Genomic DNA, 24576 nt, shown 5'->3' with positions numbered 1-24576 from the left:
CATGACAGCAGCCTCGCTCGCCGCCACCTTCAACGCCACCAGCAGGGAGTTCGACGCGGTGACGCCACAGGTCTGGGGGCCGGCCGGGCAGTCGCTCGCCTTCGCGCTCGGGTTGGCGACCGGGGACACCGTTCTGGACGTGTGCTCCGGCACCGGGGCATCGGCGATCCCCGCGGCGGCCGCCGTCGGCCCGGACGGCCTCGTGCACGCCATCGATCTCGCCGACGACCTGCTCGAGGTCGGGCGGGTGAAAGCCACCGAACGGGCCCTGCGCAACATCGACTTCGTGCTCGCCGACGCCACCGAATGGGAGCCGCCATCGACGGTTCCCGATGCCGGATACGACGCGTTGGCCTGTTCGTACGGCATCTTCTTTCTGCCCGATCCCGAGGGGGACTTCGCTCGTCTGGTGTCGTTGGTTCGTCCGGGCGGTCGCGTCGGGGTGACGGTGTGGCGCAAGGGTGCGTTCGAGGCGTTCGCGGGCACGTTCTTCGAGGTGATCGGTGCGCATTCGCCGCCGAGCGAACACGACGGGCCACTCGCGCAGGACGGTTACGACAAGCACCCGATCCGGCGGATGGAGACGGCGGATCTTCTGTCGGCATGGCTCGCCGCGGCCGGCACCACCGATGTCGAGGTCGTGGAGCTGTCGAATCACGTTCCCGCGACGGAGTCGTTCGTGTGGGATCTCGTGCTGGGCAGCGCGATGCGGGGAGCGCTGACACCGTTCGACGATGCGACCCGGACGCAGATCCGTGCCGAGTTCTCGGAGCTGCTGACCGAGCGAGGAATCGATTCGATCGATCTGGGGACACTGGTGGCAACCGGGGTGCGGACGCCCTGAGACAATCGGCGGTATGAGTTCTTCCGTATCCGAGGATCGCCGTTACGTTCTGTCGCTCGGTTGTCCCGACAAGACGGGCATCGTCGCCCGCATCTCCACCTTCCTCGCCGAGGTCGGTGGATGGATCGTCGAGGCCGCCTATCACGCCGATCCCGACACCGGTTGGTTCTTCACCCGGCAGGCGGTGCGCGCGTCGTCGGTGGACATGAGCATCGAGGAGCTGAGGACGCGCTTCGCCGTGGTGGCTGCCGAGCTCGGTCCGGAAACCGAATGGACACTCCATGATTCGGGTGAGCCCAAGCGCGTGGTCCTACTGGTCAGCAAGGAGGCGCACTGCTTGCACGACCTCCTCGGGCGCGCTGCGGGCGGCGAACTGCCCGCTCAGATCTCCGCGGTGATCGGCAACCACAAGTCGCTCGAGCCGATCGCCGCGGCGCACGGCACCCCGTTCCACCACGTCGAGTTCGCCAAGGATCCGGCCGAGCGCGGGCCCGCCTTCGAGGAGGTGCGGTCGCTGGTCGATTCCTACGACCCGCACGCGGTTGTGCTGGCACGCTTCATGCAGGTTCTGCCCGAGTCGCTGTGCGCGCACTGGGCGGGCCGAGCGATCAACATCCACCACAGCTTCCTGCCGTCGTTCGTCGGCGCGCGTCCGTACCACCAGGCGTTCGCGCGGGGCGTGAAGCTGATCGGCGCGACGTGCCACTACGTGACGGCCGAGCTCGACGCGGGTCCGATCATCGAGCAGGACGTCATCCGCGTCGACCATTCCGACGAGGTGGCCGACATGGTGCGTCAGGGCCGCGACATCGAGAAGCTGGTGCTCTCCCGTGGCCTGCGGTGGCACCTGGAGGATCGCGTCCTGGTGCACGGCCGCAAGACCGTGGTGTTCAGCTAGATCATAAGTTCCGGAGCCGAACCACTTCGGTGTTGAATTCGTCGATTGCCTCGACGGAGCTCATGTGTCCGATGCCGGGGATCACGATCAGTCTGCTCAGGTGGTCGTGATCGTCGAGGGCGCGGGCGAGTTTGCGGGCGTGCACGGGTGGGGTCAGTCGGTCGGCCGATCCGACGAGCACGCTGGTGGGAACGGACATGTTCTCGAGCGCTTCGTGGATGTCGAGGTCGCTGAGCGCGGCACCCCAGATGCCGCGGGTGCGCGGGGCGCATTCGAGCACGATCTTCTCGCAGAACGCCACCTCGGCCGGTGTCGCTCCTGGTGCCATGGAGATGTACTTGATGGCCTGGCGGGTCACCGGCGACGGCCGCAGCGGAAGCGCCGAGCTGAGCACGGCTTTGCCCACGGGGGTCGGGAGGCGCGGGAAGCGCTGCGGCAGTGGGATGACGGTGGTTTCGCGGACGAGTGAGTCGGTCGCGGTGCTGGCGAGCAGGACGGCACTGACCAGGCGATCGACCTGTTCGGGATAGTTTCCGGCCCAGGCCATGATCGACATGCCGCCCATGCTGTGACCCACCAGCACAGCTTTGTTGTCCTCGTCGACGGTGGCGGTGAGGACCGCAGCGAGGTCGTCGGCCAGCACGTCGGGGCTCAGTGGTCGCGTTCCCACGTCGCTGCGGCCGTGGCCGCGCTGGTCGTACGCGATGACGCGGTAGCGGCCGGCGAGGGCGTTGATCTGCGGGTACCAGTAGTCGGCCGAGCAGGTCCAGCCGTGGCTGAAGACGATCGGCGCGGCATCGGAGTCACCGTAGCTACGGACGTGCAGGTGGGCACCGTCGTCGGTGACCACCTCGGTGATGTGCGGCTCGAAGGTGGGGTACTGCAGCAGCTCGTCGGGCTGGACGTCGGTCGTCTTGGTGAACGAGTGCAGGCGACGCCGCCGAACGACGAACGTACCGATGCCTGCCGCGACGGCCGCACTGCCGACTCCGAACAGCGCGCGTTCGATTACCTTGCGTGAAACCACTGATTCCCCTCCACCTGTATCCCCCGAGCGGGTGCGGTAGAGGCTACGCCCAGAACCGAACGGGCGTCGACGCGGCTGGTTACCAGCGAGGTCCGCGCTGGATGCTGTCGATCTTGGGCCGTACGTCGACGAGGTACACGCACACGGCGACGACGCCAATGATGCCCAGGAATCCGATCACTCCGGAGACGAGGATGAGGAGCAGGCCGACGAACAGGATGGCCAGCCACGCGTTCTTGGTGAGCTTGTCCACGGCAGGAAAGGCGTCGGCGCGCTGACGCAATGCGTGGAAGATCGCGAATCCTGCACCTACCACTCCGAGGATCTGCAGAAAGGTCAGGATGTAGTAGCTGAAGCTGCCGGCGATGCTCACGCGGTCAGTGTACGAGAAACGACCCCCGCGCCGCTCGGCGCAGGGGTCGTTTTCTTTACGAGTGCTTTAGCGAGTGGTCTTCTTCGCCGGAGCCTTCTTGGCCGGAGCCGGGGTGGACTTCTTGGCCGCCGGTGCCGGTGCGGTCTTCTTGGCCGGTGCCGGAGTCTTCTTGATCGGCGAGTTGGCGTTGCTGCGGGTCTTGGCCTCGACCGTGCCCGCCGCGCCGCTCACCTTGTCGGACGCCTTGATGGCCTTGTCCTTGGCCTCGTCGCCTGCTTCGTCGATGTTCTCGGCGAGCTCGTCGGCGGCGTCGGAGATCTCCTCGGCACCCTCACGAACCTTGTCCGATGCGAGACCGGCCAGTGCAGCGGCACGCTCACCCACTGCGCGGGTCTGCGAGGCGACGGTTCCGAGGGCCTGCTCGGTGAGGTCGACGACGTCGTTGGCGGCGGCATTGGCGCGTTCGAGGCGTTCTTCGACGGCGGGCGTGCGGCGGATGCGCTCGACGGTCTCTTCGCCGCGCTCGGCGAGCGAGGTGTAGAGGTCGGATGCCACCTTCAGGTATGCCTCGGCAACCTTGCGCAGCTCTTCGGGAGTGAAGCGCTCGCGCAGCTCGGCGATCTCGTCGGGGAGCTCTGCGGGCAGGTTCGCCAGCCGCTCGCGCAGGCTCTCGACGCCCTCGGTGACATCTTCGGAGATGTCGGCGATGCGGGCGTTGACCTCGCTGGTGCGGCTCTCGGCGCGCGAGCGCACCTGAGCGACGACGTCGGCCACGGCCTGGACGACGGCGTCGCCTGCACCGACGGCTGCGAAGATCGGGGTCTTGACGTTCTCGAAGTTCTTGGAATCAGACATCGGGTGTCTCCTGTTCGTCGGGTTCGGGCTCCTGCGTCGACTCGTTCTCACGACAGAACGAGTCGTAGATCTCGATCAGCACTTGCTTCTGCCGTTCGGTGATGTGCTCATCGCCGAGCAGAGCTTCGCGCACCGGACCGTGGGGACGCGCTTCCAAGATCCCGGCCCGGACGTACAGCACCTCGGAGGAGACGCGCAGACCCTTGGCTATCTGCGCTAGCACTTCTGCGGACGGGTTGCGCAGTCCGCGTTCGATCTGGCTCAGGTAGGGGTTGCTCACTCCGGCCCGGCTGGCGAGTTGCCGCATGGATACCTGCGCGGCTTCCCGTTGGGACCGGATGTAGCTGCCGATGTCCTGGGCCGCAGTGGTGACCACTGCAGCGACCAGATCCCCCGCCTCGGCGACGACCTGCGTCGCCTCGGTCGCTTTGGCGACCAGATCCCCCTCGTTCTCGGCCATATCGGCCTCCTGTTTCGGTGTCCTACTGGACGGTACCGAAGGGTGCTAACTATTGCAAGCACTCTGCTAGCACTAGTGCCCGAAGATCAGATCCGAGATCGTGTAGATGGCGAGACCGGCGATGGAACCGACGACGGTTCCGTTGATGCGAATGAACTGGAGATCGCGTCCGACCTGCAGTTCGATCTTCTTGCTCGCCTCCTCGGCATCCCACCGCGCGACGGTGTCCCCGATGATCGTGGTGATCTCGTCCGCGTAGTTCGCGGCGATGTAACTCGCCCCACCGAGGAGCCAGCCGTCGACCTTGCCGCGCAATTCCTCGTCGTCGCGCAAGCGCACCCCGAGGTTGGCGGTGTTCTCCTTGATCTTGGTGCGCAGCGTGCTCGTCGGATCGTCCACCGACTCGGTGATCAGCCGCTTGGCCACCTTCCACGTCGCCGCGGCGAGGCCGGTGATCTCCTCGCGCCCCATGATCTGCGCCTTGAGCTTCTCGGCCTTCTCGATGGTGACCGGGTCGTGCTGCAGGTCGTTGGCGTAATCGACGAGGAACTTGTTGGCGGCCAGGCGTACGTCGTGTTCGGGGTTGGAGCGAATCTTCCAGGTGAACTCGACGAGCTCCTTGTAGACCTTCTCGCCCAACAGGGTGTCGACGAACTTCGGCGACCAGTTCGGGGAGTCCCGCGCGACGACGCGATCGATCATCTCCTGGCTGCCGAGCGCCCACTGGTGAGCGCGCTCGGCGAGCATGTCGATCAACGGCAGCTGGCGATTCTCGCGGAGCAGTTCGTCGAGAATCCGGCCGATCGGCGGTCCCCACTGCGGGTCGGCGAGTCGACGCACGATGGTGCTGTCGATGACGGCGGTGATGTCCTCGTCGTTGAGGACGTCGACAACGCCGTGCAACACGGTCGCCGCCTCGGCCGCGACCCGTTCGGCGTTGTCCGGCTGAGCGAGCCAGGTACCCAACCGCAGGGGAACCTGCGCGGACGCGACCTTCTCGGACACGACCTCGGGCGCGAGGAAGTTGCTGCCGACGAACGAACTCAGGCTCGCACCCAGCTGGTCCTTCTTCTTCTTGATCAAGGCCGTGTGCGGAATCGGGATGCCGAGCGGGTGCTTGAACAGGGCCGTCACCGCGAACCAGTCCGCGAGTGCGCCCACCATTCCCGCTTCCGATGCCGCGCGCACGTAGCCCACCCAGGCACCTGCACCTGTCGACTCCTGCCAGCGGCAGAAGATGTAGACGATCGATGCGAAGACGAGAAAGCCCGTCGCGACCGTCTTCATCTTGCGGAGGTCGCGGCGTTTGGTGTCGTCGTCGAAGTTCATCAGCTGCACAACCGACATTGTGCCCAAAAATACCTCGGACCAACCGGACGCACCCTGCGACGGTGTCCGAGCAGGCGCATAGGGTGGTGGTCGTGGCAAGAAATACGACGGAGGCAAAGCTGGACGAGTCCGAGCCGAGCGAGGACAAGCCCAAGGCCGAGAAGCCGGACGGCCGCAAACGTCGGTGGCGTGAGCACAAGATCGCGCGACGCGAGGAGTTGGTCGACGGCACGCTGGCTGCGATCCGGTTGCGAGGCCGCGAGATCGGAATGGACGAGATCGCGTCGGAGATCGGTATCTCCAAGACGGTGCTCTACCGCTATTTCACCGACAAGAACGACCTGACGAGCGCGACCATGTCGCGGTACGTCGAGACGACCCTCGCACCTCGCATCTACGCGGCCATCTCACACGAGCTCGACGAGTACGAACTCACCCGCGTCGTCGTGACCGCCTATGTCGAGACGGTGGCCACCGATCCCGAGGTGTACCTGTACGTCATGGCGAACAACGCCGGCAACAATCGCGACGTCGTCGCCGAGTCCGAGCGCATGATCGCCGAGTTGCTCTCCACCGTGTTGGGTGAGCGCCTACGGCAACGCGAGATGGACTCGGGCGGTTCGGTTCCGTGGGCCTTCGCGATCGTCGGCGCGGTTCAGTTGGCCACGCACTGGTGGATCTCCAACAAGTCCATGTCCGCGGACGATCTGATCGACTATCTCTGCATGATGATGTGGGGCGGCATCCACGGAGTCGCCATGGCCGACGGCTCCCCCGCGAAATTCAAGTCGCAGCCGCACCCTCTCGTCGTCGAACCAGGCACGCCCTAGCGCTCGTCGTACCCGTCGTCGTCGAGCGGGACCTCGGCTCGTTGATCCAGCACGTCCCGGACGTCGGCCTCGACGGGCAGATCACTCGTACTCGGCTCGCCGGACTCGTCGACGATCGGCAGACTCTGCTCGACCCGATCCTCGGTGGGCGTTTCGATGGGTGATTCGCTCATGTCTCCATTCGTACCATCACTCGTCAGTTTGAGATCCGGTCCGGTCGGACATTCGAACAGGTATGACTACCGATACATTGACCGGACGCCGCATCGCCATTCTCGCTACAGACGGCGTCGAGCAGGTCGAACTGGTTCAGCCTCGTGAAGCCGTCGAAAATGCCGGAGCCACAGTCACATTGGTGGCACTCGACCATGGTGACATCCAAGCGATGGAGAGCGACGTCAATGCCGCCGACACCTTCACGGTCGACCGCGTCGTCGCCGATGTCTCCGCGGACGACTTCGATGCGCTGATCCTGCCCGGCGGCACCACCAACCCCGACCAACTTCGCGTCGACGCGGACGCGGTGGCGTTCGTGCGCGCATTCGTACAAGCCCGCAAACCGGTCGGCGTCATCTGCCACGGTGCCTGGACTCTCGTCGAGGCGGACGTCGTGAAGGGCCGGACGTTGACGTCCTACCCGAGTATCCGAACCGACATTCGCAACGCGGGAGGAACCGTCGTCGACGAGGAAGTGGTCGTCGACGGCAACCTGGTGTCGAGCCGCAATCCGGACGACCTGCCGGCCTTCTGCGCGAAGATCGTGGAGCATTTCAGCGCTTGATAGGTTAGCGTGCCCTATGCACATTTCTCGTTCGTTGGCTCTGCCTGCGGCAGCCCTCGCCCTCGCCCTCACTCTGACCGCATGCAGCTCCGACAACGGCGACACCACCGACCCCTCGGAGGCCGGTGGTGTCGTCGTCACCGACATGTTCGGCGACGTCGAGGTCCCGGCGAATCCGCAGCGAGTGGTTGCACTCGGCTGGTCGGACGCCGAGACCGCACTGGCGCTCGGCGTCCAACCCGTCGGAGCGAGTGACTGGCTCGGAGTCGGCGGAAACGGCCTCGGCCCGTGGGTCGACGAAACCTACGACACCGACCCCACGATCGTCGGCACCTTCGACGTCGACATGGAGTCGATCGCGGCGCTGGCACCGGATCTGATCCTGTGGACTCGCAGCACCAACGACAAAGCCGTCTACGACGACCTGTCCGAGATCGCCCCGACTGTCGCCGCGCCGCCGGGAACCGACGTCGCCTACGGCACCACGTGGGACGGCCAGACCGAGATCGTTGCCCAAGCGCTCGGAAAGGTCGACGAGGGCAAGAAGCTCGTCGACGACACCCAGGCACTGGTCGACGACACCATCGCCGCCAACCCCGAATTCGCCGGCAAGACCGTCGCCGTCGGTACGCTCTACAGCGGACAGGTCGGTGCCTACGTCCGCGGCGACACCCGCGTCGACTTCCTCGAGTCGTTGGGCATGGAGAACACCCCGGCCGTCCAGAACCTCGCGCAGCCGGGAGCATTCAGCATCGAACTGTCCGAGGAGAACATCTCCGCGCTCGATGCCGACCTCACCGTCATGTTCCCCATCGGCACCGGACCCGAGGTGATCACCGACAACCCGTCGATCCAGGGCCTGCCGTCGGCACGCGACGGACGCCTCGTGGTGCTCGGAGATCAGAACCTCTCCAACGCATTCTCGGCAGCCTCGGTCGCAGGCACCCGATACGCACTGGAGAACGCAGTGCCGCTCTTCGCGGCACCACTGAAGGGCTAGATCACACCCTCCCCGGGGGGGGCTTGTCACACTCTCCCTGGAGGGAAGCCACCCGCGGCGATCGGTCCCCAGGTGTCGATCACAATGCGTATCAACGACTTTCCCTGCTTCACCATCGCCGCGCGGTACTCGTCCCAGTCCGAGTGCTCGCCGGCGATGCTGCGGAAGTACTCCACCAGAGGCTCGACCGCGTCGGGAAGATCGATGATTTCGGCGGTACCGTCGACCTGGACGTAGTCGCCGTTCCAATCGTCACTGTGCACCAACACCGTGACGGCGGAGTTGCGGCGAATGTTGTGCACCTTCGCGCGCTCGGGGTACGTGGCGATGACGATGCGGCCTTCCGAGTCGACCCCGGCCGAAACCGGGGAGACCTGCAGGCCGTCGTCGCGCTTGCGGGTGATCAGGGTGTGGTGGTGCCGCGGAGAGACGAATTCGAGCAATTCCTCACGCGACACGGTCTCGGCTTTTGCGATGGTAGGGGCCATGATCCCCATGGTAGAGAAGTAGTGTCATCGGTCATGGCCGACAACTCGAAATTGTGGACGCTCTCTCCCGTCGAGGTGCTGCGTGCCGGCGCGTCTCCACGTGTGGAGGACATCGATTTCACCGCAACTCCGGGATTCGACGGCAAGAAAGCCCACGGCAACGACGTCCTCGAACAGCGGGGTGCAGTGCTGGCCGCGCTGCAGGAGAAGCTCTACGCCCATGGGCGCGCGGGTGGAACCAGGTCGGTTCTGCTGGTACTCCAGGGCATGGACACCGCAGGCAAGGGCGGAATGGTCAAGCACGTCATCGGCATGGTCGATCCGCAGGGCGTGGACCTGGCGTCGTTCGGGGTGCCGACTCAGGAAGAGAAACAACACCACTACCTGTGGCGAATCCGCAAAGCACTTCCGCGGGCCGGCCGCATCGGGGTGTTCGATCGCTCCCACTACGAGGACGTCCTCGTCGTCGCGGTCCACGACTTGGTGCCACGGCAGGTGTGGGAGAAGCGATTCGACGAGATCAACGCCTTCGAAAAGGAGTTGACCGAACAGGGAACCGTCGTGGTGAAGGTCGCGTTGTTCGTCTCGGCAGACGAGCAGAAGAAGCGGTTGCAGGAGCGGCTCGATCGGCCCGACAAGCATTGGAAGTACAACCCGGGCGACGTCACCGAGCGTGGCTTCCTACCGCAGTACCGGGCGGCGTATCAGCGGGTGCTGGATCGGACCGACGTCGATCATGCACCGTGGTACGTCGTCCCGGCCGATCGGAAGTGGTACAGCCGCCTGGCTGTCACGGAGATCCTGATCGACACGTTGGAGAAACTCGATCTCGATTGGCCCGCAGCCGATTTCGACGTCGAACACGAGAAGAAGCGTCTCGCCGAGAGCTGAACGAGAAGGGCCCGCGACACTGCGTCGCGGGCCCTTCTCTCATGCTGGGTACAGCTGGGTGAAGATTTACAGCGTGGCTGCGTCGATCACGAAGCGGTAGCGCACGTCGGACTTGACGACGCGGTCGTATGCCTCGTTGATCTTCTCGGCCGGGATGACCTCGATCTCGGCACCGATGTGGTGCTCGGCGCAGAAGTCGAGCATTTCCTGGGTCTCGGCGATGCCACCGACCATCGAACCGGCGAAGGAGCGACGGTTGGCCAGCAGGTTGAACGCGGGCACCTCGAGGGGCTTCTCGGGAACACCGAGCTCGACGAGGGTGCCGTTGCGGGCGAGCAGTCCGAGGTACTTGCCCATCGGCAGGTTCGCGGAGACCGTGTTGAGGATCAGGTCGAACTTGCCCTGCAGATCCTTGAGGGCGGTGGTGTCCTTGGTGGCGTAGTACTCGTCGGCACCGTAGGCCTTGCCGTCGGCTTCCTTGGCGTCGGTCTGGCTCAGCACGGTGACGTGTGCTCCGAGTGCGTGCGCGATCTTGACGCCGATGTGGCCGAGGCCGCCCATGCCGATGATGGCGACCTTCTTGCCCGGTCCTGCGCCCCAGTGCTTGAGCGGCGAGTACAGGGTGATGCCTGCGCACAGCAGAGGTGCGGCGACGTCGAGCTCGACGCCCTCCGGGATTCCGAGAACGAACTTCTCCGTCACGACGATCTGGGTGGAATAGCCGCCGTGGGTGAACTCGCCCTCGTAGGTCTTCGAGTTGTACGTCTGGACGACGCCCTTGGTGCAGTACTGCTCGTCGCCGTCCTTGCACGCCTCGCACTCGCCACAGGAGTCCACGAAGCAGCCGACGCCGACGCGGTCGCCCACCTTGCGGCTGGTCACCTCGGAGCCGACCTCGGCCACGATGCCTGCGATCTCGTGCCCGGGAACGACGGGGTACGTGGTGCCACCCCACTCGTTACGGGCGGTGTGGATATCGGAGTGACAGATGCCGGCGAACTTGACGTCGATGAGGATGTCGTGCGGTCCGACAGCGCGTCGCTCGATCGTCGCCTTCTCGAGCGGGGCGTCAGGAGCGGTGGCCTGGTAAGCGGTAGCTGAAGTCATAAGTACATTGCTACCTACGCATCGGTGCAAGCGCAAGGCAGCTACCGCCTCGACCAGGCTATTCCTACTCTAAACGAGTCGTTCGCAACAGTAACGTCAGCTGTTCTTGGCGATGTTGCCGCCGAGCCACAGAACGTATGCGCCCAGACCGATCAGTCCGATCTTGCGAGTCTTGGGGTATGCGATCGCGGCACCGACCGCCAGTTCGGTGGCTCCGTTGCGACTGATCCAGGTCCGAGTGTCCTTGGGGAACGGAAGCTTGGTGATTCCCTCGAACGCCTCGGGCACCACGAAGTGGGCGGCGCCGGTGGCCGCCAACCCGATCCCGAATGCCTTGGGAACCACACTGTTCGACTTCGTGGACTTGCTCACTGACATGCTCCTGTGATCGAAGTGACTGCATTCGCAGACCGACAATAGCGGTCCGGTGACCGTCGCGGGGCAACCCGCCCGCGGCGGTGTCTACTTTGCGATTCGGCCGTTCTCGTAGCGGTAGAAACCGGCTCCGGCCTTCTTGCCCATGTGCCCGGATTCGACCATTCGCAGCAGCAGCGGCGGTGCTAGGAAGAGGGGTTCCTCGAACTCCGAGTACATCGAATCTGCAATGGCTTTGACCGTGTCGAGGCCGATCAGATCGGCGAGTGCGAGCGGCCCCATGGGGTGCGCCAGACCCAGCACCGTCGCCTTGTCGACGTCTTCCTTGGTGGCGAACCCGGATTCGACCATGCGAATCGCGGAGAGCAGATACGGCACGAGCAACGCGTTGACGACGAAGCCCGATCGATCTGCCGAGCGCACGACCTGTTTGCCGAGAACATCGCCCGCGAAGCGCTCGGCCCGGTCTGCCACTGCCGGTGACGTCAGGTCGGTGGTGACGAGCTCGACGAGTGGCAGTACCGGGACCGGGTTGAAGAAGTGCAGACCCACGACTCGGCCGGGTGCCGTCGTGGCGGCTCCCAGGCTCACGATGGGAATGGAGGAGGTGTTGGAGGCGATGACGGCATTTGGGTCGGTCACCACCGAGTCGAGTTCGGCGAAGATGTCGGTCTTGATCTTCTCGTCTTCGAGCACTGCTTCGACGACCAGTTGGCGGTCGCCGAAGTCGGCGAGGTCGGCGGTGAATCGCAGCCTGCATGCCGCTTGCTCACGCTCACGTTCGGTGATCTTGCCGCTGCTGACGCCGCGGTCCAGCGATTGCAGGATGCGGCTGCGACCGGCCGTCGCCAGTTCGCGGGTCTGTTCGTGGACCAACACGTCGACGTGCGCACGGGCGCAGACCTCCGCGATTCCTGCACCCATCTGCCCCGCTCCGACGATCCCCACCCTCTCGACCGTCACAGGAGGCTCCTAGTCATTGATGTTGCGGCACAACAGGTTGAAGTGAGATGCGGGTAACTCTTACCGGGTACGCCCAAAACCTTCGTCGTACAGAACAGGCGGCCCGCAACGAATGTTGCGGACCGCCTGACTAGTGCGCTGAAAATCCGGAGAGGCGGAACTGCTTAGTGGAACTGGCCTTCTTCGGTGGAGCCCTTCAGTGCTGCCGTCGAGGTGTTGGGGTCGACGGTGGTGGCGATGCGGTCGAAGTAGCCTGCACCGACCTCACGCTGGTGCTTGATGGCGGTGAAGCCGCGCTCTTCGGCAGCCTTGAACTCGCGCTCCTGCAGGTCGACGAACGCGGTCATGCCTTCGCGGGCGTAGCCGTGTGCCAGGTCGAACATGCCGTAGTTGAGCGAGTGGAAGCCTGCGAGGGTGATGAACTGGAACTTGAAGCCCATGGCACCGAGTTCCTTCTGGAACTTCGCGATGGTCGCGTCGTCCAGGTGCGCCTTCCAGTTGAACGAAGGCGAGCAGTTGTAGGCGAGCAGCTGGTCCGGGAACTCGCTGCGAACCGACTCGGAGAACTTCTTGGCGACCTCGAGATCCGGCACGCCGGTCTCCATCCAGATGAGGTCGGCGTACGGGGCGTAGGCCTTCGCACGGGCGATGCAGGGCTCGATGCCGTTCTTGACGCCGAAGAATCCTTCTGCGGTGCGGGTTCCGTCGAGGAATTCACGGTCACGCTCGTCGACGTCGGAGGTGATCAGCGTGGCTGCCTCGGCGTCGGTGCGGGCGATGATGACCGACGGGACGTCGGCGACGTCGGACGCGAGGCGTGCCGAGGTCAGGGTGCGGATGTGCTGCTGGGTGGGGATGAGCACCTTGCCGCCGAGGTGGCCGCACTTCTTCTCCGATGCGAGCTGGTCCTCCCAGTGCACGCCTGCGGCGCCGGCCACGATCATGGCCTTCTGCAGCTCGTAGGCGTTCAGTGCGCCACCGAAGCCGGCTTCGGCGTCGGCGACGATCGGTGCGACCCAGTTCTTGACGGAGGTATCGCCCTCGATCTTGGCGATCTCGTCGGCGCGCAGGAGTGCGTTGTTGATGCGACGGACGACGGACGGCACCGAGTTGGCCGGGTAGAGGCTCTGGTCCGGGTAGGTGTGACCCGAGAGGTTGGCGTCGCCTGCGACCTGCCAGCCGGAGAGGTAGATCGCCTGGAGGCCGGCGCGAATCTGCTGCACGGCCTGGTTGCCGGTGAGGGCACCGAGCGAGTTGATGTAGTCCTCGTTGTTGACGAGGTCCCACAGGATCTCGCTGCCGCGGCGAGCGAGGGTCGCTTCTTCGACGACGGTGCCCTGGAGGTCGGAGACCTGCTGTGCGGTGAAGTTACGGGTGACGCCCTTCCAGCGGGGGTTGGTGTCCCAATCCTGCTGGATCTCGGCGGTGGTCTTCGGGGTGCCGGTGGTCGACATCTTCAGCTCCAGTCTCTTCTGCTTCTCGGCCTGCCTCGAGACGAATCTTCACATCGTTGCCAGGCCCTTCTGGTGTACTCCAGAACAATGGCACACCCGAAAACATGCGTCTACCAGTTGTTAGTGCCAATCTTGGCTAGCTTTACTGGCGTCGTTGCTAATGTTGCAAATTTTTGGTCGACACAAACCTCTCCGATCGGACAGCGTGGTTACTCGCCGGTAGCGATGAATCCCCAGTTGATGAACGGAATGAACAAAATTCTTTACCGGACGCTTGTACGGTTTGACGAGGGCGTCTGAATCGAGTCAGAAACCGAGCACTCTGTGATCGACATCACAGCTACCTCATCCCACGATGTGAGCATGGCACGGGTTGCTTCCCTCGACACCACTTTTGCGGGGATCCCCCGACCGACGCCACCGAGTGGAGCAGAAGTTGCACTCATCCACAGGCTGGCACCTGTCCACAGGACTTTCGATTTCCCCAGGTCGAGCATCGAAGACCACCCACGCCATCGCAGACGCTGCACCCATGACAGCCGACTCCACTCCCGCCCAACCCGGTCATTCCGCAGGCTCCACTCCCGCCCAACCCGGTCATTCCGCAGGCTCCACTCCCGGCCCCGCCACATTCCGACAGCTCGTCTCCTCCGGACTCCATCCCAGCACCGTCTCGCGACGCTTCACCCGCGTTCTGCCGACGGTCCATATGCGCGGGGAGCCGTCGACGATGGATCGGTGTCGGGCCATCGCCCTGTGGCGACCCGATGCCGTACTCAGTCACCGTTCGGCCGCATACCTACGCGGCTGGACGACCGAGCCGTCCACTCTCGATGCAACCGTCCCCCGCTCGGCCCGGTTGCGACCACCGCCATGGCTCCGACTGCACCGTCGCGCACTCGATTCCCGGCTCGTCGACGAGGTCGAGTCACTGCCTTGCACCACTCCTGCGCAGACGATGCTCGATTGCCTGGCGGTACTCCCTCGCGAAGAGGCCGAGTTGCTGATCGACGAGCGTCTGAAGTTCGGACTCGACCCTGCGTCGCTCATCTGCCTACTCGAGCGATTCCCGGGTCGACGCGGCAACGCAGAGTTGGCCCGTCAGGTCCGGTTGGCAGTGACGAGGTTCGCCTCGGAACCGGAGCGGGCCCTCGGCCGGGCATTGCATCGGATCGGCCTGTATCTGGAGATGAATGCGACAGTCGGCTCGTTCGTCTGCGACCTCGTCGACCGTCGCAGCCGAACGATCATCGAGGTGGACGGACGCGAATTCCACAGTGCAGCAGAGGTGTTCAGCAAGGATCGACGTAGACAGAACGCCCTGGTACTGGGTGGCTGGTTGGTGCTGCGCTACTCGGCGTTCGATGTGCTTGCCGCGCCGGATGTGGTGGCTGCCGAAATCGCGTCGGTTGTCAGGCGGCGTCGGGAATCGCGGCGATGAGAGCACACAATGCTCCACTCGCCGGTCCGCACGAGGGATTTACCGGATCCACCGCGCCGAGTGGAGCACCCATTGCATCAGGCGCCGCGATGAACCCACAGAGCAGAAAATGCTCCACCCCTGGGGCCGCGTACGACATTTTTCGCACGCGGCCCCGGGAGTGGAGCACCGGTTGCCGAGATCAGATGCGAACGCCGGTTCGGTCGTCGCTGCGTGCAATCACCTGCGACGTGATCGGCGTCCGACGCGAGGCCAGCACGCCGAGGCCGCCCATCGCGGCGATGACGAGTCCTCCGACGATCGCGAACAGGTCGGCGGCGAGCAATCCGGACGGGAACACCATCAGCGCGGGCGAGACAGCAAGCAGCAACCCGAGGCCGACGTGGGTCCAATGACTCTGTCTCGACGAGGATCCGATGGCCCAGAGTGCAGACGACGCCGCAAGGATGCCGAGCACGAGGATCGCACCGGTGACTTCCTGGTCTCCCTGGACGGGAAGCCAGACGGTCGATGCGACGAGCACGGCTCCGGTGACGAAGACGACGACGTCCCTGACGATTTCCGATGTGCGTTGACGATTGGACATGACCGCTCCTCGTGGTGCGTGGTGAATAGCTCGTACACCGGTATACGCCCTTACTTCGGCTAATGTTCCCGTTGGCTGTCGAATTGTGACCCAGCAGCCGATTGCGAACGGTGTTAACCCGATTCTTCGCAGGCGTAGCCTGGCGATATGTCGAAAACCTTCGTCGGCGTGCGGCTTCGGCAGCTCCGCAGCGAACGCAGCATGAGCCAGGTGTCACTGGCGCAGAAGCTCGGGATCTCCGCCAGTTATCTCAACCAGATCGAGCACGACGTGCGTCCACTGACGGTGCCGGTGTTGCTGCGGATCTCCGAGGTGTTCGGCGTCGACACGTCGTTCTTCTCCTCCGAGGACGACACCAGGCTGGTTGCCGAACTCCGCGAGGTGGCGCTCGATCAGGACATGGGGATCGATGCCGATGCCCACGAGATCGCGCAGATGGTCAGCTCTCACCCGCAGTTGGCACGGGCGATGGTCAACATGCACCGCCGATACCGCAATACGACGGCTCAGCTGTTGGCCGCTACCGAGGAGCGGTTCTCCGACGGCAGTGGCAGTGGTTCGATCAGCAAGCCGCACGAGGAAGTGCGTGACTACTTCTATCAGCGACAGAACTATCTGCACGAATTGGACACTGCGGCAGAGGCTCTGACCTCGAGAATCCGGTTCCATCGCGCCGACGTCGGTGGCGAGATCGCCAAGCGGCTGCGGACGGTTCACGACGTGCAGATCGTCAATCGCATCGACCTCGGCGAGAACGTGCTGCATCGGTTCGATCCGCAGACGCGAGTGCTGGAGATCTCACCGCATCTGTCCGGCGGGCAGAAGGTGTTCAGGTACGCCGCCGAACTCGCCTATCTCGAATGCGGGGATCTGCTGAAGAAGATGGCCGACGAGGGCAACTTCACCAGTGAGTCGTCGAAGAAGTTGGCGGTGCTCGGTTTCGCGAACTACTTCGCGGCCGCGACGGTGTTGCCGTACCACCAGTTCCACGACGTCGCCGAGGATTTTCGGTACGACATCGAGCGGCTCTCGGCCTTCTTCTCGGTCAGCTACGAGACCATCTGCCATCGCCTGTCCACCTTGCAGAGGCCCGAGTTGCGGGGTGTTCCGTTCTCGTTCGTGCGCGTCGATCGCGCCGGGAACATGTCGAAGCGCCAGTCCGCCACAGGCTTTCACTTCTCGTCCAGTGGTGGCACGTGCCCGCTGTGGAACGTGTACGAGACCTTCGCCTATCCGGGCAAGATCATGACGCAGATCGCCGAGATGCCCGACGGCCGCAGCTACCTGTGGATCGCACGCACCGTGGAGCGACGCGCCGCGCGATACGGACAGCCCGGCAAGACCTTCGCCATCGGCCTCGGATGCGAACTGCGCCACGCCGGACGGCTGGTGTACGCCGACGGTCTGGACGTACAGGGCTCGGCGGCGGCGACACCGATCGGAGCGGGCTGCCGGGTGTGCGAGCGTTCCAACTGCCCGCAACGCGCGTTCCCGCCACTGGGTAAGGACCTCGACATCGACGAGCACCGAAGTTCGGTGTCGCCGTATCTCGTTCGCTGAGAAGAAAGGAAGACTGCAATGACACGCATCGGCGTTGTACTGCGACCCGAACTTGCGCCGGAGGATCTCGTCGACGCGGCTCGTGCGGCCGACCGCGCAGGCGTCGACGAGGTGTGGTTGTGGGAGGACTGCTTCTACTCCGGTGGATTGTCGGCTGCTGCACTGGTTCTCGCGAACACCGAACACGTGAGCGTCGGCATCGGGGTGCTACCGACTCCGATGCGGAACGTGGCAGCCACAGCCATGGAGATCGCTACCGTGGCCCGTGTCCATCCGGGGCGGCTCCGCGTGGGGCTCGGACACGGAGTTCAATCGTGGATGGGGCAGATCGGGGCGCGAGTGCAGTCGCCTCTGACGTTGCTGACCGAACAGATGACAGCGCTCACCGCACTGTTGGCGGGCGAGAGCGTCACCGTGCAGGGTCGGTACGTCTCACTCGACAACGTGCAGCTGAACTGGCCTCCGCTGCAACCGCCGCCGCTGCTCGTCGGTGCGACGGGGCCGAAGACTCTGGCCCTGAGCGGACGCACCGGTGTGGGAACCATCCTCACGAGTGAGACGTCACCGGATCAGGTGCGAACGGCCATCGAGCACATCGATGGTGGGCCGGACCACGAGATCGTCGTCTACGTCGCCGCCGTGACCGATTCCGATGCCGCGCTGAGCAACCTGCAACGCTGGATCGATGCCGGTGCCACCACCGTCGTACTCGAACCCCCTGCGGACCGAGCGGATCCGACCACGTTGTTCACCCACGCCGCGGCAATGACGGCACAGGTCAACTCGCAGTGAATCCCCTGGCACGATCTTTGTCCTCGGTCGTCCACAGTGTGGTCGTCACCTCGGCCCGCACCAATGGAATCACTTCTTCGGCGAACTGTCGTAACGTGTCCTTCTGACGCTCGAAGTCCAGAACGTGGTTGATCGAAACCGATTGCAGATCATGGCCGTACGCGTCGTGGTAGTCGAGTATCTTCGCCGCGACGCGTTCGGACGAGCCCACCAGTGCGGGCCCCCGCGCTACCGCGTCGTCGATGGTCCGAAAGCTCGTCACCTTGCCCTTGGCCGCCGGATCGTGTTTGCGCTTGTCCTGCTGCGCGACGATGCCTTCGTAGATCGGCCGATACTCGGCAACGGCAGCCTCGGTCGTCGTACCGAGGAACAACCCCCCGGAGCCAGAACCCACGTACGCCCTGTCCGGGTCATGACCGTGATTGCGATACTGCTCGCGGTAGCGGTCGATGAGTTCCTTGTAGTTCTCCCTCGGCTGCAGTGCGTTGGCTGTCACGATGGGGTCTCCCCACTCGGCCGCCAGATCGACCGCCTCGATCGACGTGGCCGAACCGTGCCAGATTCGAAACGGCCCGTCGAAGGGCCTGGGCAGTGTGGTGGCGTCGGACAACGGATGTCGGTGGCGCCCGGTCCAATCCACGTGCTCCTCACGGATCAGCCTGCGGAGCAGTTCGTAGTTCTCGGTGAGGTACTCGTACTGGCGCGCGATGTCGAGTCCGAACAGTGGGTACTGCAGTACTTCGTTGCCTTTGCCGATGACGACTTCGAGGCGGCCTCGACTCAGTTGATCGACGGTGCCGAGGTCTTCGGCGACGCGAATCGGGTCCAACACCGACAGGACGGTGACGCCGGTGGACAACAGAATGCGATGTGTCGCCTGCGCGAGCGCGCCGAGAAGCACCGTGGGAGCGGACGAGAGCACGTCTCCCGCGTGCCGTTCTCCGACAGAGAACGAATCGATGCCCAGTTCTTCTGCAAGAACGGCGAGTTCGATCAACCGGTCGAATCGGTCACCGGTGCACGACTGCACCGGTGACCGGGTGCGGCGGGTTGAAGACGATGTCGAGAACCTGAAAGCGCATAGTTCTACCGGGACTTCCAGCCGAGGGACTCGAACGATTGCCTGAGCGTCACACGCGAACCGATCGCCTCACCGCTGCGCAGGCGCGACAGTACCGACGAGATCCACGATGACGTACGCCCCTGTGTCACATAGTATTCCGATAATCGTTGCTCGTAGACAGGCACCGCAGCGTCGGCCACCACGGCGTCGTAGTTTTCATGATGGAGCACCGAGGAGATGGGCAATCGCGGCTTCACCCCGGCCGTATCCTCGCCCGCTCGGCCCAGCGCCAAGCCCACCACCGGAACCGATTGTTCGGCCAATGCCAGCTCGGCAGCAATCTCGTCGGGTGCGTTGCGCACCGCCCCGACATACACCGTCCCCCATCCCAGCGACTCCGCAGCGACGACGGCGTTCTGCGCGGCCAGCGCTGCATCGATGGCACCGAGAATCGTACTGTCGAAGTAGTCGGCACCGCCGAGTTCGGCGTCGTGCGCTGCGGCGAGCCGTCGGGCCCGCCCGAGATCCGCCACGAACACCAGGAACACCGCAGCCTCGGCGATGAACGCCTGGTTGCCGGCCAGCGCCGCCAGACGCTTCTTGCGCGCCGGGTCTCGTACCGCGATCACGCTCCAGGCCTGCAGGTTCGATGACGTCGGCGCGGATTGGGCTGCGGCGACGATGGTCTCGATCGTCTCGGTGTCGATCGGATCGTCTGTGAACGTCCGCACCGAGTGATGCGACAGCAGAACGTCGATCGTCTCGTTCGTGTACGCCAATGCCGTCAGAGCAGGATCGCGGTAGCGCTGCTGAACCCACGAGGCCGAAAGGGAGGTCACGTGTCCCACGCTCCTCCGAACGACGCCGACGCGCCACAGTTGCGCTCGCCGTGATTCGAAGGCTAGGGCTTTCGGAGCCGATGCTGCCGGAGGTAGCGTCCCGCGTCCGCGAACGCGCGTGCTCGACGCGTGAGTGTGGGTGGGGCGGGCTTCTCACCTCGCCACAGGCGGTACAGGGTGCTCATGCTCAGGATGAGTCGTTCCGGTGAGTCCCAGTGTGAGTACTGCCCGAATTCAGGAGATTTCAGCAGGTTGAGGGCGGCTTCGGTTGGACCGAGGCCGGCGTCGAAGCAGCTGCGTCCGGCCTCGGATACCCAGGTCCAATAGTTGTGGAGCGCCCGGATCTCGTCGGTGCCGCACAGAGGTCCGTGGCCGGGAACGTAGACGTCGGCATCGAGATCGAGAAGGTGGTCGAGCGCGTCGATCCAGTTCTGCAGAGGTCCGTGCCAGAGCACCGGGGTGGCGTCGATGAAGAGCAGGTCGCCGGCGAACACGACTCCGACGTCGGGGAGATGGGCGATGAGGTCACCTTCGGTGTGTGCCGGGCCCAGGTACCGCAGGTGGACCGGCCGCCCCGCCACGTCGATGGTCTCGGTGGTGTCGAAGGTGTGGTCGGGCAGTCTCGGCAGACTCGTGGGGAAGGTGGCGTCGCCGCGGACTCGGTCCATGTAGGAGCCCATTGCCCCGACCGGCCCCGGCACCCAACCGATCTTCGCGCCGACAGATGCGAACGCGTCCACTCCTTTCGGCGGTGTTTCCTCTTTCATCGCGTGCAGCGACGCGGTACTGGTGGTGATGCGGGCGGTGGCAGGGACGGTGTCGTTTCCCCACCAGTGATCGCCGTCGGAGTGGGTGTTGAGTACCTCGGTGATCGGTGCGTCGGCGACCAGTTCGGCGGTGTCGGCGACGACTCGCTGCGCCCAGTTCACATCCCACACGGTGTCGATCAGCATCGACGCCGAACCCGGTGCCACGATCAGTCCGGTGTTGGTCTGCCCCCAGCTGCCGGGCGGCCGCATGAATGCCCAGGTGTCGTCGGCGATCTGTCGATACCCCACCTCTGTGTCTGCCACCGCCACAGGCTAGCCGGTGAGCAGCTCCTGCGGGCTCGAGTTGGACCGACATTCGGTCCTGATCGATGCGGGGGAGTTGGACATCTTGTCGGGTGGCGAAGTCTCGTCCGTAGGTGCAGGCTTTGCAGAACCGAAACAGTCGACGCTAGGGGTTCAGTGATGACGGTGCCTGTCCTGCAGAACTACATCGACGGGGCGTTCGTGACGCCGTCGGGCACCGAGATGCTCGATGTGGTGAATCCGGTGGACGAGTCGATCGTCGCCCACTCCCCCATCTCCGACGCCGCCGATGTCGATGCCGCGATGTCGGCCGCTGCCAGAGCATTCGAGACCTGGGGCAAGACGACCCCGAGCGAACGGCAGAAGGTGCTGTTGAAGCTCGCCGACGCCATCGAGGCGCACAGCGACGAGATCGTCGAGGCGCAGAGCCGCAACACCGGTCAGCCCAAGGCCACCATCGCGGCCGAGGAAGTCACTGTCGGTGCCGATCAGATCCGATTCTTCGCAGGCGCGGCACGGATGCTCGAGGGCAAATCTGCGGGCGAGTACATGGACGGCTTCACCTCGTACGTGCGCCGCGAACCGATCGGCGTCGTCGGGCAGGTGACCCCGTGGAACTACCCGTTCATGATGGCGATCTGGAAGATCGGTCCTGCACTGGCCGCGGGAAACACCATCGTGCTCAAGCCGAGTGACACCACCCCCGAGAGCACGCTGGTGCTCGCGAAGCTCTCGAAGGGCATCGTGCCCGACGGGGTGTTCAACGTCGTGCTCGGGAACGGCGGCACCGGTGCGGCGATCGTGGAACACAAGACTCCCGGCCTGGTCTCGATCACCGGATCCGTTCGCGCCGGCATCGCTGTTGCCGTGGCCGCCGCCAAGCAACTCAAGCGGGCGCACCTCGAACTCGGCGGCAAGGCACCGGCAATCGTGTTCGACGACGTCGACATCGCCAAAGCCGCCGACGGTATCGCCGAGGCCGCGTTCTTCAACGCCGGCCAGGACTGCACCGCTGTCACCCGCGTCCTGGTCCACGAGTCGGCGCACGACGGACTCGTCGATGCCCTTGTCGCCAAGGCGAAGACGCTGAAAGTCGGCCTGCCCGACGACCCCGACACCTTCCTCGGGCCACTGAACAACGTCAACCACTTCGGTCAGGTGAGCGCCAAGGTCGCGGGTATCGGCGAACACGCCATCATCGTCACCGGTGGCAAGCGCATCGGCGATACGGGCTTCTTCTTCGAGCCGACCATCATCACCGGCGTGCAGCAGTCCGATCCCATCGTGCAGGAGGAGACCTTCGGCCCGGTGCTCACGGTGCAGAAATTCGGCGACGAGGCGGAGGCGATTGCGCTGGCCAACGACGTCGACTTCGGTCTCGCGTCGAGCGTCTGGACTTCCGATCATGCACGCACACTGCGCATCTCGGCAGCTCTGGACTTCGGAGCCGTATGGGTCAACTGCCACATCCCGTTGGTGGCCGAAATGCCGCACGGAGGATTCAAGTACTCCGGCTACGGCAAGGATCTCTCGGCCTACGGGGTCGAGGACTACACCCGCATCAAGCACGTCATGAGCTCGACGGAGACTCTTCGATGACCTTTCACCCCCTCGATCCCCTGTCCAGCGACGAATTCGCCACCGTGGCCGAGGTTCTCGGTCGCGACCACGGAGTCGGCGACGGCTGGCGCTACGCCTCGATCGAGATGATCGAACCGGCCAAGTCCGAGATCGCCGCATTCGACGCGGACGGTACCGTGCCTGCGCGTCGAGCAGTCTCGGTGGTGTTGAACCGCAACGAGAACACGACGTTCAAGGCCGTGGTGTCACTCGACGATCGCACCACCGAATCGTGGACGCACATTCCGGATGTACAGCCCAACTTCACCGTCGACGAGTGGGAGGAGGCCGACGCGGCCCTGCGTGCCCACCCCGATGTGATTGCCGCCCTTGCCGATCGGGGTATCACCGATCTGGATCTGGTGTTCATGGACACCTGGACCTACGGCGAGGCAGTGACGCCCGAGAAGTACAAGGGTCGACGCCTGGGCTGGTCCGACACGTGGGTCAAGGCCTCGGAGGGTGCCAATCCCTATGCCGGGCCGGTCGGCGGTTTCCACTGCGTCATCGACGTCAACACGATGGAACTGCTCGAGATCGAGGACACGTATCGCGTCGAGCGACCGGAGATCATGGGTGAGTACGTGCCCCGCCACATCCCGGAGCGAATCAGGAACGCGAGCACCCGCCCACCCCTGAAGCCCCTCGAGATCACTCAGACCGACGGGCCGTCGTTCGAGCTCGACGGCAACAAGCTGACGTGGCAGAACTGGTCGCTTCGCGTGGGGTTCAACTATCGCGAGGGCATGACTCTGCACGCCGTCAGCTACAACGACAACGGGAACGTGCGGTCCGTTGCCAATCGAATGTCGTTCGCGGAGATGGTCGTTCCGTATCGCGATCACACCGAGGACCACTACCGACGCACCGCGTTCGACATCGGCGAATGGGGCCTGGGCTTCATGACCACCTCGCTCGAGCTCGGCTGCGATTGCCTCGGCGAGATCCGGTACCTCGATGCAGTGCTGCACAACAGCAAGGGTGAGCCGTACACGATCACCAACGCGATCTGCATTCACGAGGAAGACAACGCCGTGCTGTGGAAGCACGTCGATCACGACGCCGGAGCCGAGGTGCGACGGATGCGTCGGCTCACGGTCAGCTTCCATGCAACGGTTGCCAACTACGAATACCTCGTCTACTGGCGGTTCTATCAGGACGGCAACATCGAGTGCGAGGTCCGCGCGACGGGCATCATGGTCGTCACCCACTTCGACGAGGGCGGCACCCATCCGTCCGGAACGCTGGTCGACAACCGCACGTATGCGCCCTACCACCAGCACTTCCTGGTCGCCCGGCTGGATCTGGACATCGACGGCACCGAGAACACCGTGTATTCCAGTGAAACCCAACGTGTTCCGATGGGACCGGACAACCCTTACGGTCTCGCGCTGACTCAGGTCAACACTCCGCTGACCACCGAGTCCGAAGGCAAGCAGGATTACGACTGGAACACCCAGAAGGCGTGGAAAGTCGTCAATGACAACGTCACCAACGGCCTCGGCACCCGGCCCGCCTACAAGTTGGTTCCGGGAGCGGCCATCCCGTCGATGTTCGATCCCGCATCGCCGATCTTCCAGCGAGCCCAGGTGATCGGCCACACCGTCTGGGTCACCCCCAACTCACCCGACGAGCGTTGGCCCAGCGGCGAGTTCGTGAACCAGAGCGGCATCGACCACGGGCTACCGGAGTGGACCGAGAAGGATCGCAGCATCGAGAACACCGACGTCGTCGTCTGGTACACCTTCGGCATCCACCACATCACGCGACCGGAGGACTGGCCGGTGATGCCCGCGGACACGGTCTCGTTCTGGCTCAAGCCGTTCGGGTTCTTCGATCGAAATCCATCGCTCGACGTCACACCGTCGGAACCGAAGTCGTGCCACACCGATCCCGGTAGCACCTGCCATTAGCTCGCCCAACCTCA

25 protein-coding genes and 1 pseudogene are annotated in these 24576 nt (G+C 64.4%); 11 read left to right on the top strand and 15 right to left on the bottom strand.

All coding sequences use genetic code 11. The features are described 5' to 3' along the window. The first annotated feature begins 1 nt into the window (after position 1). Complete coding sequence (locus CH296_RS14815) at positions 2–844, top strand: class I SAM-dependent methyltransferase (RefSeq protein WP_094685093.1); 843 nt, start codon at positions 2–4, stop codon at positions 842–844. 13 nt (positions 845–857) lie between these two features. Then, positions 858–1742 (top strand): formyltetrahydrofolate deformylase, encoded by an 885-nt coding sequence (purU, locus tag CH296_RS14810; protein ID WP_032393848.1) that lies wholly within the window; start codon positions 858–860, stop codon positions 1740–1742. 1 nt (position 1743) lies between these two features. Here purU and CH296_RS14805 read toward each other — a convergent pair whose 3' ends face one another. The 5 genes from CH296_RS14805 to CH296_RS14785 all read right to left on the bottom strand — a co-directional run bounded on the left by CH296_RS14805 (position 1744) and on the right by CH296_RS14785 (position 5804). Then, positions 1744–2769, bottom strand: a complete 1026-nt coding sequence (locus CH296_RS14805) for an alpha/beta fold hydrolase (protein ID WP_032393847.1) — start codon at positions 2767–2769, stop codon at positions 1744–1746. Positions 2770–2848: 79 nt separating this feature from the next. Then, positions 2849–3136, bottom strand: a complete 288-nt coding sequence (locus CH296_RS14800; RefSeq protein ID WP_371828356.1) for a DUF2516 family protein — start codon at positions 3134–3136, stop codon at positions 2849–2851. Positions 3137–3208: 72 nt separating this feature from the next. Then, positions 3209–3997, bottom strand: coding sequence for a heparin-binding hemagglutinin (locus tag CH296_RS14795; protein WP_045198860.1), 789 nt, complete (start codon positions 3995–3997; stop codon positions 3209–3211). Then, complete coding sequence (locus CH296_RS14790; RefSeq protein ID WP_045198858.1) at positions 3990–4457, bottom strand: helix-turn-helix domain-containing protein; 468 nt, start codon at positions 4455–4457, stop codon at positions 3990–3992. The genes CH296_RS14795 and CH296_RS14790 overlap by 8 nt, the downstream gene beginning before the upstream one ends. A gap of 72 nt (positions 4458–4529) precedes the next feature. Further along, complete coding sequence (locus tag CH296_RS14785) at positions 4530–5804, bottom strand: DUF445 domain-containing protein (protein WP_032393845.1); 1275 nt, start codon at positions 5802–5804, stop codon at positions 4530–4532. A gap of 74 nt (positions 5805–5878) precedes the next feature. Between CH296_RS14785 and CH296_RS14780 the strand changes: the two genes are divergently transcribed. Continuing rightward, positions 5879–6616 carry a TetR/AcrR family transcriptional regulator gene (locus CH296_RS14780; RefSeq protein WP_045200971.1) on the top strand — a complete coding sequence of 246 codons (738 nt, stop codon included), beginning with the start codon at positions 5879–5881 and terminating at the stop codon, positions 6614–6616. Here the strand turns inward: CH296_RS14780 and CH296_RS28955 are convergent. Continuing rightward, on the bottom strand, positions 6613–6789 hold the full coding sequence (locus CH296_RS28955; RefSeq protein ID WP_155290782.1) for a hypothetical protein: 177 nt from the start codon (positions 6787–6789) through the stop codon (positions 6613–6615). The two genes, CH296_RS14780 and CH296_RS28955, sit on opposite strands and share 4 nt — an antisense overlap. Before the next feature lie 62 nt (positions 6790–6851). Here CH296_RS28955 and CH296_RS14775 point away from each other — a divergent pair, with 62 nt between their 5' ends. Both CH296_RS14775 and CH296_RS14770 read left to right on the top strand, forming a co-directional pair. Then, on the top strand, positions 6852–7397 hold the full coding sequence (locus CH296_RS14775) for a type 1 glutamine amidotransferase domain-containing protein (RefSeq protein WP_032393844.1): 546 nt from the start codon (positions 6852–6854) through the stop codon (positions 7395–7397). Positions 7398–7413: 16 nt separating this feature from the next. After that, positions 7414–8397, top strand: coding sequence for an iron-siderophore ABC transporter substrate-binding protein (locus CH296_RS14770; RefSeq protein WP_094646842.1), 984 nt, complete (start codon positions 7414–7416; stop codon positions 8395–8397). Between the two features lie 26 nt (positions 8398–8423). Here the strand turns inward: CH296_RS14770 and CH296_RS14765 are convergent, their stop codons facing one another. Beyond that, complete coding sequence (locus CH296_RS14765; RefSeq protein ID WP_032394153.1) at positions 8424–8885, bottom strand: PPOX class F420-dependent oxidoreductase; 462 nt, start codon at positions 8883–8885, stop codon at positions 8424–8426. Between the two features lie 33 nt (positions 8886–8918). Between CH296_RS14765 and CH296_RS14760 the strand changes: the two genes are divergently transcribed. After that, on the top strand, positions 8919–9776 hold the full coding sequence (locus tag CH296_RS14760; RefSeq protein WP_094659444.1) for a polyphosphate kinase 2 family protein: 858 nt from the start codon (positions 8919–8921) through the stop codon (positions 9774–9776). A gap of 66 nt (positions 9777–9842) precedes the next feature. Here the strand turns inward: CH296_RS14760 and CH296_RS14755 are convergent, their stop codons facing one another. The 4 genes from CH296_RS14755 to aceA all read right to left on the bottom strand — a co-directional run bounded on the left by CH296_RS14755 (position 9843) and on the right by aceA (position 13675). After that, the gene (locus CH296_RS14755; RefSeq protein WP_032393841.1) at positions 9843–10883 is read right to left on the bottom strand and encodes an NAD(P)-dependent alcohol dehydrogenase; all 1041 of its coding nucleotides are present in this window, start codon (positions 10881–10883) and stop codon (positions 9843–9845) included. A gap of 96 nt (positions 10884–10979) precedes the next feature. Next, the gene (locus tag CH296_RS14750; protein WP_371828351.1) at positions 10980–11261 is read right to left on the bottom strand and encodes a hypothetical protein; all 282 of its coding nucleotides are present in this window, start codon (positions 11259–11261) and stop codon (positions 10980–10982) included. Positions 11262–11345: 84 nt separating this feature from the next. Continuing rightward, on the bottom strand, positions 11346–12221 hold the full coding sequence (locus CH296_RS14745; protein ID WP_032393839.1) for a 3-hydroxybutyryl-CoA dehydrogenase: 876 nt from the start codon (positions 12219–12221) through the stop codon (positions 11346–11348). 164 nt (positions 12222–12385) lie between these two features. Continuing rightward, positions 12386–13675 carry an isocitrate lyase gene (aceA, locus tag CH296_RS14740; protein ID WP_027498404.1) on the bottom strand — a complete coding sequence of 430 codons (1290 nt, stop codon included), beginning with the start codon at positions 13673–13675 and terminating at the stop codon, positions 12386–12388. A 532-nt stretch (positions 13676–14207) separates the two neighbouring features. Here aceA and CH296_RS14735 point away from each other — a divergent pair. Further along, positions 14208–15116 carry a DUF559 domain-containing protein gene (locus CH296_RS14735; protein WP_094685092.1) on the top strand — a complete coding sequence of 303 codons (909 nt, stop codon included), beginning with the start codon at positions 14208–14210 and terminating at the stop codon, positions 15114–15116. 181 nt (positions 15117–15297) lie between these two features. On the opposite strand, the gene CH296_RS14730 is transcribed toward CH296_RS14735, so the two are convergent. Beyond that, positions 15298–15702: a hypothetical protein gene (locus tag CH296_RS14730; protein WP_094659446.1), complete on the bottom strand. Its 405-nt coding sequence runs from the start codon at positions 15700–15702 to the stop codon at positions 15298–15300. Between the two features lie 147 nt (positions 15703–15849). Here CH296_RS14730 and ramB point away from each other — a divergent pair, with 147 nt between their 5' ends. After that, positions 15850–17262: an acetate metabolism transcriptional regulator RamB gene (ramB, locus tag CH296_RS14725; RefSeq protein ID WP_032393837.1), complete on the top strand. Its 1413-nt coding sequence runs from the start codon at positions 15850–15852 to the stop codon at positions 17260–17262. A gap of 18 nt (positions 17263–17280) precedes the next feature. Then, entirely contained in the window at positions 17281–18054 is a 774-nt protein-coding gene (locus tag CH296_RS14720) for an LLM class flavin-dependent oxidoreductase (protein WP_094685091.1), read from the top strand. Here CH296_RS14720 and CH296_RS14715 read toward each other — a convergent pair. The 3 genes and pseudogenes from CH296_RS14715 to CH296_RS14705 form a co-directional block, all read right to left on the bottom strand. Further along, a pseudogene (locus CH296_RS14715) lies at positions 18041–19136 on the bottom strand (LLM class flavin-dependent oxidoreductase). The gene CH296_RS14720 and the pseudogene CH296_RS14715 overlap by 14 nt on opposite strands. Positions 19137–19140: 4 nt before the next feature. Then, positions 19141–19956, bottom strand: a complete 816-nt coding sequence (locus CH296_RS14710; protein WP_094629759.1) for an NADPH-dependent oxidoreductase — start codon at positions 19954–19956, stop codon at positions 19141–19143. A gap of 62 nt (positions 19957–20018) precedes the next feature. Continuing rightward, on the bottom strand, positions 20019–21029 hold the full coding sequence (locus CH296_RS14705; RefSeq protein ID WP_256980459.1) for an MBL fold metallo-hydrolase: 1011 nt from the start codon (positions 21027–21029) through the stop codon (positions 20019–20021). 159 nt (positions 21030–21188) lie between these two features. On the opposite strand from CH296_RS14705, the gene CH296_RS14700 reads away from it, so the two are divergent. Both CH296_RS14700 and CH296_RS14695 read left to right on the top strand, forming a co-directional pair. Next, positions 21189–22628: a gamma-aminobutyraldehyde dehydrogenase gene (locus tag CH296_RS14700; RefSeq protein WP_094685090.1), complete on the top strand. Its 1440-nt coding sequence runs from the start codon at positions 21189–21191 to the stop codon at positions 22626–22628. Further along, positions 22625–24562 (top strand): primary-amine oxidase, encoded by a 1938-nt coding sequence (locus CH296_RS14695; protein WP_094659450.1) that lies wholly within the window; start codon positions 22625–22627, stop codon positions 24560–24562. The genes CH296_RS14700 and CH296_RS14695 overlap by 4 nt, the downstream gene beginning before the upstream one ends. Positions 24563–24576 lie beyond the last annotated feature (14 nt).

Source organism: Rhodococcus sp. 14-2496-1d, from assembly GCF_002259365.1.
Taxonomy (GTDB): Bacteria; Actinomycetota; Actinomycetes; order Mycobacteriales; family Mycobacteriaceae; genus Rhodococcoides.
The sequence above is the reverse complement of the archived record's forward strand: the minus strand, read 5'-3'. Positions and strand labels throughout refer to the sequence as shown.